Below are 11,975 nucleotides of genomic sequence, written 5' to 3'. Positions count from 1 at the left end.
TCCCTTTATCAGAATAGGTTATTTTAATGAAAAAAGTACTTTGTCTTACCTCATTATTGGCAAGTATGATGGTATTTAATGCTACGGCAGCGGATGCGCCAAAAGAAATTAATTTGGGTATTCTGGGTGGACAGAATGCGACACAGCAAATTGGCGATAATATGTGTGTCAAAGAATTCTTGGATAAAGAATTAAACGTTAAAACTAATTTGCATAACGCTTCTGACTACTCAGGGGTGATTCAAGGTTTACTTGGTGGGAAGATTGACTTGGTATTAAGTATGTCTCCCTCCTCTTTTGCTTCTGTTTATATTAAAGATCCTAAAGCCGTCGATATCGTGGGTATTGCTATTGATGATACTGACAAGTCGCGCGGTTATCACTCAGTTGTAGTCGTCAAAGCCGATAGCCCTTATCAGAAAATTGAAGATTTAAAGGGCAAAGCATTTGGTTTCGCTGATCCAGACTCAACTTCAGGTTTCTTGATCCCTAATCAAGTCTTTAAACAGAAATTAGGCGGGACAGTCGATAACAAATATAACAATTTCTTCTCTAGCGTGACATTCTCTGGTGGCCATGAGCAGGATATTCTGGGTGTTATTAACGGTCAATTTGACGGTGCAGTAACATGGGCATCAATGATCGGCGACTACAATACCGGTTATACCAGTGGCGCATTCACCCGCATGATTAGGATGGATCACCCGGATTTAATGAAACAGATCCGTATTATCTGGGAATCTCCACTTATTCCTAATGGCCCGATTTTAGTCCGTGGCGCATTGCCACCTGAATTTAAAGCACAACTCGTAGCCGCGGTTAAAAAACTGGATAAAGAAGATCACGCCTGCTTTATCAAAGCAATGGGCGGCAAACAACATATTGGTGAGACATCACTAAGTGAATATCAAACAATCATTGATATGAAGCGCGAATTAACCAAAGGCGACCGCTAAGTCGGCTCTGCGGATAAAAATAGTTTAGCTCTGGCTTGCCGGAGCTATTTTTTAGGTGGTGGCTAATTTTGAATACGGACTTCAACCATTACTATCAGCGGGTTCGCGCTAAACAGAAACGTGAAACGTTGATTTGGTCATTGACGCTGGTCATTATCTATCTTGGTGCGGGAAGTATTGCTGAGTTTAATTTACATACTGTTTTTATTTCTATTCCGCATTTTTTTGATTATCTGGTTGAAACTATCCCCGTACTCCATTGGCATAAACTATTGGCGGATGGTCATACGGAAGGCTCACTGGCTTATTGGGGCTATCGTCTGCCGATTCAGTTACCGCTAATCTGGGAAACACTGCAATTGGCTGTGGCGTCAACAATTTTATCGGTAATGGTTGCCATTATTCTGGCTTTTTTGGCGGCGAATAATACTCAAATCCCATCATGGTTGAGATTATCTATCCGGACCTTTGTCGCCTTTTTACGCACAATGCCAGAATTAGCATGGGCAGTAATGTTTGTCATGGCTTTTGGAATTGGGGCGATTCCCGGTTTTTTGGCGCTGGCCTTACACACTATTGGCAGCTTAACCAAGTTGTTTTACGAATCATTGGAAACCGCATCTGATAAACCTGTTCGCGGCCTCGCTGCTTGTGGAGCGGGTAAATTGCAACGGATGCGCTTTGCACTTTGGCCACAAGTAAAACCCATATTTCTTTCTTATAGTTTTATGAGGCTGGAAATTAATTTTCGCCAATCGACTATTTTGGGTTTGGTGGGAGCGGGGGGAATCGGTCAGGAGTTAATGACCTCAATAAAATTGGATCGCTATGATCAGGTGAGTATGACACTACTGCTGATTATTATCGTGGTTTCGCTGTTGGATTACACATCCGGCAAATTACGCAAGCGAGTTGTGGAAGGGGTTTCATAATGCTAAATAATAATCTAACCGCAGAGCAGCTCTTTACACTGAAGCGACAGCATCCGCAGATTTTCTTACAGCAAAAACGCTATATCAGATGGGTTACTATCATTGGGATAGCTATTTTTTTATATTACCTTTTTTTCTTCAAAACCTTTGGCATTCCCTGGCAGGCATTTGTAAATGGTAGCCAGCAAATAAGCCGATATTTTTTGCGCATGTTTGTTTGGCATGACTTTGTCAATTGGCCATTTAGATATTACTTTGGCCAGATTTTTATTACTTTAGCCATTGTGTTTGCCGGAACACTCACTGCCACTCTGATTGCTTTACCCCTGTCATTCCTGGCTGCGCGAAATGTGATGTCGACACCGAGTTTACGCCTTATTTCATTTGTCGTGCGACGTTTCTTGGATATCTTTCGTGGCATTGATATGGCGATTTGGGGGCTGATTTTTGTGCGTGCAGTGGGTATGGGGCCACTTGCTGGAGTGTTGGCGATTATTATGCAAGATATGGGGTTGCTCGGTAAACTTTATGCAGAAGGACATGAAGCGGTAGATAAATCACCTAATCGTGGTTTGACCGCCATGGGAGCCAATGCTTTGCAAAAACAGCGTTTTGGTATTTTCACTCAGTCTTTCCCCACTTTTTTAGCGCTAAGCCTCTATCAGATTGAATCCAATACCCGGTCGGCCGCAGTGTTAGGTTTTGTTGGGGCTGGAGGGATCGGCTTAGTTTATGCTGAGAATATGCGCTTATGGAATTGGGATGTCGTGATGTTTATTACATTAATCATGGTGGTTATTGTCATGATTATGGATAAAGTTTCCGCTACTTTACGAAAGAAATATATTGTTGGTGAGGAAATTACACTTTATCAGCCAGCCAATAATATTAAATCTAAAGTTTAATATATATTCTAATAATTAAGGTAAGTGTTTGTTTATGTTTTGCCTTAATTTATTTTTTACTAAAAATAGCTAATTAATAATTATACTTCATGATGTTTTATTTCTGCTGTATTTTTATCATCAATCAGATTTACATTGAGAAAATTAGCGTGGATCTATACAATACTGCCCGCTAGACGTTAAAGAAGATTTTTGTTTTTCTTGCGATATTCGCACACGTCTAATCTAAATAATAGGAATAGGGCAGTAATATGATCAACAACGATGTGCTCCGTAGTGTTCGCTATATGCTTAACGTAAACGATACCAAGATAACTGAAATCATTAAGCTGGCTGACTTTGAAGTGGACAATGCGGATGTCGTTAATTTTCTTAAAAAAGAAGATGAAGCCGGTTATCAGGATTGCCCTGATCTGGTGATGGCACATTTCCTCAATGGCCTGATTTTCTTTAGGCGCGGTAAAGATGACAAGTTCCCGGCACCTGCGGTAGAGCCAGTTATCACTAATAATATCGTGCTAAAAAAACTGCGTGTGGCGTTTGAATTGAAAGACACCGATATGCATGATGTGTTCAACGCCGTCGAGTTTCCAGTATCCAAACCTGAGTTAAATGCTTTGTTCCGTAAAGAAGGCAGCAAAAACTTCCGCCCATGTGGTGATCAGGTATTGCGCTATTTCCTTAAGGGTTTGACATTACGTATACGTGGACCTAAAAAATAGAAATAATCATGTCGATATAAAATCGGATATTGATTGCCAGTAAAAGAGCAGGAGTAGCAATTTGCTATTCCTGTTTTTCGTTAATTAACGAGATAACCTCACTCTATTTTTAAATTAGCCTATCTCAGTTAGTCTTTTCTTTATATCTCTCCCCTTTCTGTGTTGCACTATATGTGCTCGTTTGTTGCGCAATAATGGTGCAGATAATTAGGCTGTATATCAGGCTATTTGGTCGAAATATTTATAATGTTAAATTAAATCATCAAGATATAAAACTGGCACGGCGATTGCGCAGAGTCATTCAATCTTGTGTGTTTTTACTCAACGACCAGAGGTTAACGCTATGCAACATCGTAACTTAATTAAGGTTTTTGCGCTTTCAGCTTCGGTTGTCAGTCTGGGTGTGGCTTTTGGCACACTGGCCGCTGATACTATTAAAGTGGGTATTTTACACTCGTTGTCCGGCACGATGGCTATTTCTGAAACGCCCCTGAAAGATATGGCGTTAATGAGTATTGATGATATCAATGCGCACGGTGGAGTATTAGGTAAACAACTTGAGCCGGTTATTGTTGACCCGGCATCTAACTGGCCGTTATTTGCCGAAAAAGCACGGCAATTATTAACACAAGATAAAGTCGCGGTTGTTTTCGGTGCCTGGACTTCGGTCTCTCGTAAATCAGTTTTGCCCGTATTTGAAGAGCTTAATGGTTTACTTTTTTACCCAGTACAGTATGAAGGTGAGGAGATGTCACCGAATGTTTTCTACACCGGCGCGGCACCAAATCAGCAAGCTATCCCCGCAGTGGAATATTTATTGAGTGAAGATGGTGGTGCGGCGAAGCGCTTTATTCTGTTAGGTACTGATTATGTTTATCCGCGAACAACCAATAAAATTTTACGGGCGTTCCTGCACAGTAAAGGTATTCAGGATAAAGATATCGAGGAGGTTTATACCCCGTTCGGCTATAGCGATTACCAAACGATCGTGAGTAATATTAAAAAGTTCTCAGCTGATGGTAAAACTGCGGTTATCTCCACCATCAATGGTGATTCCAATGTTCCTTTCTACAAAGAATTAGCCAATCAGGGCATTAAAGCCACTGATGTGCCAGTCATTGCTTTCTCCGTGGGAGAAGAAGAACTTCGCGGTATTGATACTAAACCATTAGTGGGCAATCTCGCGGCGTGGAACTACTTCCAATCGGTAGATAATCCAACTAATAAAAAGTTTGTTGAGCAATGGAAAGCTTATGCCAAAGCTCACAAGTTGCCGAATGCTGATACCGCCGTGACCAATGACCCGATGGAAGCAACCTGGGTTGGCATGCATATGTGGGCGCAGGCGGTGGAGAAAGCCAAATCAACTGATGTGGATAAAGTGCGCGCCGCAATGGCTGGGCAAACCTATCCAGCACCCTCCGGCTTTACCTTAACCATGGATAAGACCAATCACCATTTACATAAACCGGTGATGATTGGCGAAATCGAAGCTGATGGGCAGTTCAATGTGGTGTGGCAGACGGATGCCCCTATCCGTGCTCAGCCGTGGAGCCCATTTATCGCCGGAAATGACAAAAAACCGGATCATCCAGTGAAAACTACCCAGTAGCGCCTACTCTCCGGAGTCAGTTAGATGTTGCTGCCTCCGGTTCTTTTTTGCCACCTATCCGTAATGAGTGGGCCTATGAAATCGTTAATTCCTGTTTGGAGTAGAACGGCCAATGATTTGCTTAGGGCGATGCTGTGCCTGCTATTAGGCATGTCGACATTTGCGATGGCAGGGCCAGCTCATGATTTTGCTGCGGCTAATCGTTCGCAACAGGCCACGATGTTGCAGCAATGGGCAACAGAACCGGATGCGAGTCGTTTAGCATTATTACAAGCGCTTAAACAAGAAACGTTAGTGATCGACAGTGCTGGGCAGGTTTTTGTCCAGAATCATCAGGTTTTCATCCCTTTAGAGGGGCTGTTACAACCCACTGACGTACCGAAGAAAATCTGGCTCAACAACCGGTTACGTATTTTGATTGCCAATGCTTTGGCGGCTCAACGGCTGGTCAGTGACGATGTATCTGTGCGTTTAAATGCGGCACAGGAATTACAGCAGCAGGCGCAAAGTGATCAACTGCCGCTACTTAATCAGCGTTTGAAATTAGAAACTGACAGCAAAGTCAAAGAAGCGCTGAACATTGCGCTGGCAAATTTACAACTGACCGACAGCAACCCGCAAATACGGTTAAATGCCGTACAACTGTTAGGGCAATCTGGCTCACCGCAGACTCAATCACGGCTGCAAAACTTAACTGATGCCAAGGTTGAGCCTGATGCACAGGTACGTGCTGCGGCGGCCAGTAGTTTAAAACAGGTGCAAAACCGATTGATGGTGGGAGAGGTGATCGGGCAGGTATTTAGCGGGTTGTCGCTGGGATCTATCTTACTGCTAGCCGCGCTGGGATTAGCCATCACTTATGGGTTATTGGGCGTTATCAATATGGCTCATGGCGAGATGTTGATGCTGGGAGCCTACTCCGCCTATTTAGTGCAATCCCTGTTTCAACAACTTGCTCCACATTGGTTGGCACTCTATCCATTGGTTGCTTTACCGGTTGCTTTCTTTATTACCGCCGGAATTGGTATGGCTTTAGAGCGAACCGTGATTCGACATCTGTACGGCCGCCCACTAGAAACCCTGCTAGCAACCTGGGGGATCAGCTTGATGCTTATTCAAGGGGTAAGGATGATTTTTGGCGCGCAAAATTTGGAAGTGGCTAACCCTGCCTGGCTATCGGGTGGAGTGCAACTTTTACCTAATCTGGTTCTACCGTGGAATCGGATTGCCGTTATCGCTTTCGTTATGATTGTTTTGCTACTCACTTGGTTATTGCTGAATAAAACTCGCCTTGGATTGCAGGTGCGGGCAGTGACACAAAACCGTGCAATGGCCGCGTGTTGCGGGGTAGCAACTGGGAAAGTCGATATGTTGGCTTTTGGATTAGGGTCTGGTATTGCTGGCTTGGGTGGCGTTGCGCTATCGCAGCTTGGGAACGTCGGCCCGGAATTAGGGCAGGGTTATATCATCGACTCTTTCCTGGTGGTGGTGCTTGGCGGGGTCGGGCAATTAGCTGGCAGTGTTGTGGCCGCTTTGGGGTTGGGCATGCTAAATAAAATTCTGGAACCGCAGATCGGTGCAGTGCTGGGCAAGATATTGATTTTAGTGCTGATCATTTTGTTTATTCAAAAACGACCACAAGGTCTGTTTGCCCTCAAGGGCAGGGTGAGTGACTAATGAATCAACCTTTGGCGATAACCTTGGCGAAGAAAGCCCCAATCCTTAGTCTGTCATTAGCAGGTATAGTCACTATTTTACTGATTATTCTTCCTTTTTTGGCATTACTGCCTGCGGATAACCCACTGGCTATCTCGACATATACATTAACTGTTGTTGGTAAAATTCTGTGTTATGCAGTGGTTGCCATTGCATTAGATCTGGTGTGGGGCTATGCCGGATTATTATCTCTCGGTCATGGCTTATTCTTTGCCCTAGGGGGATATGCCATGGGAATGTACCTGATGCGGCAAGCTGCTGGTGATGGTTTGCCCGCTTTCATGTCTTTTCTCTCATGGTCTGAATTGCCGTGGTTTTGGAGTGGTAGCCAATATTTTATTTGGGCATTGTGCTTGATTGTAGTGGTGCCCGGTTTATTGGCTTTTATTTTTGGTTACTTTGCCTTTCGCTCCAAAATAAAAGGTGTCTACTTTTCCATTATGACTCAGGCATTAACCTACGCCGGCATGCTGCTATTTTTCCGCAATGAAACCGGTTTTGGTGGCAATAACGGTTTCACCGGTTTTACAACTATGTTGGGTTTTTCGGTATCAGCAACCTCCACACGTATTGCCTTATTTTTGGCAACACTCGCACTGCTTATTGCCAGTTTGGCTCTCGGGTTTGCCGTGGCGCGAACCAAATTTGGTCGGATACTGACCGCGGTGCGCGATGCTGAAAACCGCCTGACATTCTGTGGCTATGATCCTAAAGGTTTCAAGCTGTTTATCTGGACATTATCAGCCGTGTTGTGTGCCTTGGCGGGCGCGCTATATGTGCCGCAGGTTGGTATTATTAATCCTAGCGAAATGTCACCCACTAACTCCATTGAAGCTGCAATTTGGGTTGCGTTAGGTGGGCGCGGCACTTTGATTGGACCGGTACTGGGGGCTGGCATTGTCAATGGTGCAAAAAGCTGGTTCACCATGGCAATGCCTGAATACTGGCAATTCTTCCTCGGTTTGATCTTTATTTTAGTGACGTTGTTCTTACCTAAAGGGGTTATTGGCTTGCTGAGACGGGGAAAAGACAAATGAGTCGATTTCAAATCACAGAACAACTGATTTACCCTGAAATTATTGCTCAGGAACCCGGTGTGGTACAGCATGCAGCGGATAAGTACCGTCAGCAGCGGGACCCGGTACTGGCTCTGGAAGATATCAATGTCAGTTTTGATGGTTTTCAGGTGTTGAGGAACCTTTCTCTGCAAATAGGCGTCGGTGAACTGCGTTGTATTATCGGCCCAAACGGTGCAGGCAAAACAACGCTGATGGATGTCATTACCGGTAAAACTCGCCCACAGAGTGGCAAGATGATGTACGACCAGCACCATGACCTCTCTGTTATGAATACAATTGAAATTGCTCAGGCGGGGATTGGGCGAAAATTCCAAAAACCGACAGTATTTGAAGCGTTGAGTGTGTTCGAAAATCTTGAACTGGCCCAAAAAAGCACCAAAACTGTTTGGGCCAGTTTGCGCGCTAAGTTAAACAGTGAACAGCGGGATCAAATTGATGAAACGTTAACTATGCTGCGCCTAAGTAATATGCGTCAGCGGCCCGCAGGTTTGTTATCTCATGGGCAGAAACAGTTTCTTGAAATTGGGATGTTATTAGTACAAGACCCACATTTGCTGTTGTTGGATGAGCCAGCCGCTGGGATGACGGATGCAGAAACGGCTTATACCGCCGAGCTGTTTAACCAATTGGCTGGGAAGCATTCATTGATGGTGGTGGAGCATGATATGGGGTTTGTGGAGACCATTGCCGACCATGTCACCGTATTACATCAGGGGCAAGTGTTAGCTGAGGGAACTCTAGCCGAGGTGCAGGTAAATGAGCAGGTGATAGAGGTGTATTTAGGGCGCTGAACCGCTCTGACTCTGCGTTGCCTCCCCTTATTTGGGTTGACCAAACTTCGGGGGATCGCGCCTTGATTCACAGCGGTTGCGCCGCTTTCTTTTCATATCTCGTTATCTGGGTATTTAAGGGCAAAATATGCTGAAAGTGAATGAACTTGATCAATATTATGGTGGAAGCCATATCTTGCGCGGCTTGTCATTCGAGGCAGCCATAGGTGAGGTAACTTGCTTATTGGGCCGTAATGGTGTGGGTAAAACAACATTACTGAAATGCCTGATGGGGCTAGTACCAGCCAAGAACGGTACCATTACTTGGGAGGGGAAAGATATTAGCCATCAATCACCCCATCAGCGAGTTAAAGAGGGGATTGCCTATGTGCCACAAGGGCGGGAAATTTTCCCCCGATTAACAGTAGAAGAGAACATCCTGTTAGGTCTTTCCCGCTTCTCCGGTTCACAAAGTCAGGTTGTGCCAGAACATATTTATCAACTCTTCCCCGTTTTGCTGGAAATGAAACATCGCCGTGGCGGTGATTTATCGGGCGGACAGCAGCAACAACTGGCCATTGGGCGGGCGCTGGCTTGCCAACCTCGTTTGCTCATTCTTGATGAACCCACAGAAGGCATTCAGCCCTCGGTTATTAAGGAGATCGGTTTAGTTATCAAGACACTGGCAGCCAAAGGGGATATGGCTATTTTGTTGGTTGAGCAATTTTATGATTTTGCCGCAGAGCTGGCGGATAGCTATCTGGTGATGTCTCGCGGCAAAATTGTCCAGCGAGGTCACGGTACCGATATGGAGCTTGAGGGTGTCCGTAGCCTGGTCGCTATTTGAGTTATTTTATGACAGCTTAGTGCTATCGATTGGGAGCGAATCAGAAGCACCCCATTCAGCCCAAGAACCGTCATACAGTGCTACAGACGGTGCATTGACAGCAGCTAATCCCAGAGCAACGACCGCAGCTGTAACACCTGAACCACAGCTGGTAATAATGGGTTTGGTTAAATCCACCCCTTGGGCGGCAAAAATAGCTTCCAGTTCTTGTGGTGATTTCAGGTTACCATTCTCAACCATACTCCCCCAAGGCACATTAATACTGCCGGGGATGCGGCCAAGACGCAATCCAGGACGAGGTTCTGGTTCCAGAGCTTTGAATCTGCCGGCTGGACGAGCATCTAAAATCTGTATTTCATTGTTTCCCAGTGCGGCTAAAACCTCATGAACATTTTTGACAGCAGCATCATTGAATGTTGCGTTGAAGGTTTGCGGTGTTGGGAATGTTGGACCGCTTTCTAATGCAAAACCTGCCTGTTGCCATCCACTAAAACCACCGGCCAGTATATATACTTTTGGGGCACCGAAGATACGGAATGTCCACCAAACCCGCGGTGCTGAAAATAGGTTGCCATCATCATAAATGACTAAGGTATGCTGGTCACTGACCCCTAATTGGCCGACCATCTCACTGAATACTTGTGGAGATGGCAACATATGAGGCAAATCGGTGCTGCTATCTGCAATTGCATCAATATCAAAGTAAACAGCTCCGGGAATATGCCCTTGCTCAAACTCGGCCTGAATATTTCTTTTGGGAATTAATCCTGGCGGTGACATTCTGGCATCCAGAATAACGATGTTGGTATCATCAATATGTTCTGCCAGCCATTGTGGTGTAACCAAAAAAGATGAGTTCATAGCAAATTACCTGTCGAAATTATAAAGAAGCCGCTTAGTTGAGTGCTTCATCGTGGTGTTCACTATATAACGAAATCACCGTATTGAAACCCAGAGTTGTCAGCAATGCATATTGCCCCGCAAAGTTTAAATTTATAGTTTCATTTGTTTCATAAAAAGAACAAATAATTCATTTATTGGTTTTTCATGATTTCTTTTTGTGAGCTAAGCGGCTTGGTTTACTACTTGTTAATGCAAAATTTCATCGGACTGAGAAGATTAAATGAGTTGCTTCGCAAAAAAAGTTTTTCATTCCGATTTCATCTTGAATGTGAAATTTTAATTTCGTATAACCGTTGACAAGTAGAGGCTCCTCGTGGGGCCTTAATCCTAAAATAAGCGAGGGGAATAGAATGCAAAAGGTTCGAATTGGCCTTATTGGTACCGGTTATATTGGTCGCTGCCATGCTATTGCTTATGCGCAGGTTGCGACGGTTTTTCCTTTAAAGGGTTTGCCTGTATTAGAAATGCTGGCAGAGGTCACACCTGAGTTGGCTCAACAACGAGCTGAAGAATTTGGTTTTTCCCGATCGACTGCAAATTGGAGAGAATTGGTCTCTGACCCCGCTATTGATGTCGTAGATATTTGTGCACCAAATTTCTTACACAAAGAAATGGCTCTTACGGCTATAAGCCATGGTAAGCATGTTTATTCCGAAAAACCGCTGGCACTTAATGCCGCAGATGCCAAAGAAATGGCCGAGGCAGCACGCGCTAAAGGAGTGAAAACGTTGGTGGGATTCAACTATATGAAGAACCCAACTAGTCAGTTAGCCCGCGAGATCATTGCCAATGGCGAGATTGGCGATATCGTGCATTTTTATGGCACTCATAATGAAGATTATCTGGCAGACCCGCAAACGCCGTTGGATTGGCACTGCACTAAGGCGCAGGCGGGGCTAGGAGCATTAGGTGATTTAGCCGCACACATTGTCAATATGGCCCATTATCTGGTGGGTGATATCACTAATGTATGTGGTGATATGCAGACGGTGATTAAGCAGCGGCCTGATCCCAAAAATCCCTCATTGTTACGTGAAGTAGAAAATGAAGATCAGGCAAGTGCGCTGGTTCGTTTTGCCAATGGGGCAATGGGGACTATTGAGACTTCACGTATTGCTTGTGGTCGCAAAATGGGTTTGACCTATGTGGTCACAGGAACCAAAGGCACAATCAGTTATTCCCAAGAACGAATGGCTGAATTGCAGCTCTATCGCCACGATGAACCCCAGTCCAGGCAAGGGTTTAAAACATTGCTTACAGGGCCATTGCACCCCGACTATGCAGCATTTTGTGTAAGTGCTGGGCATGGTATTGGATTTAACGACCAAAAAACGGTCGAGATCCGTGATTTGATTAACGGAATTGCTGCCGGTGATCGTATGTGGCCGGATTTTGAGGAAGGCTGGAAGGTCTCCAGAGTACTCGATGCTATTGCTACTTCAGCAGAAGAACTGTGCTGGGTTAATGTAGCTGAAAATTGATGTGGTTCGTCATTGCTCATTGATCAAAGCTTTTTGAGTTTAGTCAGATCAA

General features: G+C 44.7%; 11 protein-coding genes. 10 read left to right on the top strand and 1 reads right to left on the bottom strand.

The window, feature by feature from the left end:
- Positions 1-26: 26 nt before the first annotated feature.
- The 9 genes from phnD to urtE all read left to right on the top strand — a co-directional run bounded on the left by phnD (position 27) and on the right by urtE (position 9,539).
- Entirely contained in the window at positions 27-956 is a 930-nt protein-coding gene (gene phnD / locus QSV56_RS09540) for a phosphonate ABC transporter substrate-binding protein (protein ID WP_019082711.1), read from the top strand.
- A gap of 68 nt (positions 957-1,024) precedes the next feature.
- Entirely contained in the window at positions 1,025-1,888 is an 864-nt protein-coding gene (gene phnE, locus QSV56_RS09535; RefSeq protein WP_019081095.1) for a phosphonate ABC transporter, permease protein PhnE, read from the top strand.
- Positions 1,888-2,793 (top strand): phosphonate ABC transporter, permease protein PhnE, encoded by a 906-nt coding sequence (phnE, locus tag QSV56_RS09530; protein ID WP_046051307.1) that lies wholly within the window; start codon positions 1,888-1,890, stop codon positions 2,791-2,793. Before phnE (QSV56_RS09535) ends, phnE (QSV56_RS09530) begins: the two co-directional genes overlap by 1 nt.
- 251 nt (positions 2,794-3,044) lie before the next feature.
- Positions 3,045-3,515, top strand: a complete 471-nt coding sequence (locus tag QSV56_RS09525; protein ID WP_005168133.1) for a DUF1456 family protein — start codon at positions 3,045-3,047, stop codon at positions 3,513-3,515.
- Positions 3,516-3,858: 343 nt separating this feature from the next.
- Entirely contained in the window at positions 3,859-5,127 is a 1,269-nt protein-coding gene (urtA, locus tag QSV56_RS09520; protein ID WP_005168134.1) for an urea ABC transporter substrate-binding protein, read from the top strand.
- Between the two features lie 75 nt (positions 5,128-5,202).
- Complete coding sequence (urtB, locus tag QSV56_RS09515) at positions 5,203-6,804, top strand: urea ABC transporter permease subunit UrtB (RefSeq protein ID WP_301212128.1); 1,602 nt, start codon at positions 5,203-5,205, stop codon at positions 6,802-6,804.
- Positions 6,804-7,880 (top strand): urea ABC transporter permease subunit UrtC, encoded by a 1,077-nt coding sequence (urtC, locus tag QSV56_RS09510; RefSeq protein WP_019081091.1) that lies wholly within the window; start codon positions 6,804-6,806, stop codon positions 7,878-7,880. The genes urtB and urtC overlap by 1 nt, the downstream gene beginning before the upstream one ends.
- The gene (gene urtD, locus QSV56_RS09505) at positions 7,877-8,713 is read left to right on the top strand and encodes an urea ABC transporter ATP-binding protein UrtD (protein WP_019081090.1); all 837 of its coding nucleotides are present in this window, start codon (positions 7,877-7,879) and stop codon (positions 8,711-8,713) included. Before urtC ends, urtD begins: the two co-directional genes overlap by 4 nt.
- A 127-nt stretch (positions 8,714-8,840) precedes the next feature.
- Complete coding sequence (gene urtE, locus QSV56_RS09500) at positions 8,841-9,539, top strand: urea ABC transporter ATP-binding subunit UrtE (protein ID WP_019081089.1); 699 nt, start codon at positions 8,841-8,843, stop codon at positions 9,537-9,539.
- Between the two features lie 6 nt (positions 9,540-9,545).
- Here urtE and sseA read toward each other — a convergent pair whose 3' ends face one another.
- Positions 9,546-10,400, bottom strand: a complete 855-nt coding sequence (gene sseA, locus QSV56_RS09495) for a 3-mercaptopyruvate sulfurtransferase (protein WP_046695290.1) — start codon at positions 10,398-10,400, stop codon at positions 9,546-9,548.
- 392 nt (positions 10,401-10,792) lie between these two features.
- On the opposite strand from sseA, the gene QSV56_RS09490 reads away from it, so the two are divergent.
- Positions 10,793-11,923, top strand: coding sequence for a Gfo/Idh/MocA family protein (locus tag QSV56_RS09490; protein ID WP_046051302.1), 1,131 nt, complete (start codon positions 10,793-10,795; stop codon positions 11,921-11,923).
- The last annotated feature ends 52 nt before the right edge of the window (positions 11,924-11,975 follow it).

This window comes from Yersinia sp. 22-579 (assembly GCF_030433455.1).
GTDB lineage: Bacteria > Pseudomonadota > Gammaproteobacteria > Enterobacterales > Enterobacteriaceae > Yersinia > Yersinia enterocolitica.
The sequence above is the reverse complement of the archived record's forward strand: the minus strand, read 5'-3'. Positions and strand labels throughout refer to the sequence as shown.

Excerpts from the sequence above, each read along its gene's own strand:
- urtD (WP_019081090.1), top strand. The coding sequence starts at position 7,877 with ATGAGTCGATTTCAAATCACAGAACAACTGATTTACCCTGAAATTATT.
- urtB (WP_301212128.1), top strand. The coding sequence starts at position 5,203 with ATGAAATCGTTAATTCCTGTTTGGAGTAGAACGGCCAATGATTTGCTT.
- QSV56_RS09525 (WP_005168133.1), top strand. The coding sequence starts at position 3,045 with ATGATCAACAACGATGTGCTCCGTAGTGTTCGCTATATGCTTAACGTA.
- phnE (WP_046051307.1), top strand. The coding sequence starts at position 1,888 with ATGCTAAATAATAATCTAACCGCAGAGCAGCTCTTTACACTGAAGCGA.
- phnD (WP_019082711.1), top strand. The coding sequence starts at position 27 with ATGAAAAAAGTACTTTGTCTTACCTCATTATTGGCAAGTATGATGGTA.
- urtC (WP_019081091.1), top strand. The coding sequence starts at position 6,804 with ATGAATCAACCTTTGGCGATAACCTTGGCGAAGAAAGCCCCAATCCTT.
- urtA (WP_005168134.1), top strand. The coding sequence starts at position 3,859 with ATGCAACATCGTAACTTAATTAAGGTTTTTGCGCTTTCAGCTTCGGTT.
- urtE (WP_019081089.1), top strand. The coding sequence starts at position 8,841 with ATGCTGAAAGTGAATGAACTTGATCAATATTATGGTGGAAGCCATATC.
- sseA (WP_046695290.1), bottom strand. The coding sequence starts at position 10,400 with ATGAACTCATCTTTTTTGGTTACACCACAATGGCTGGCAGAACATATT.
- QSV56_RS09490 (WP_046051302.1), top strand. The coding sequence starts at position 10,793 with ATGCAAAAGGTTCGAATTGGCCTTATTGGTACCGGTTATATTGGTCGC.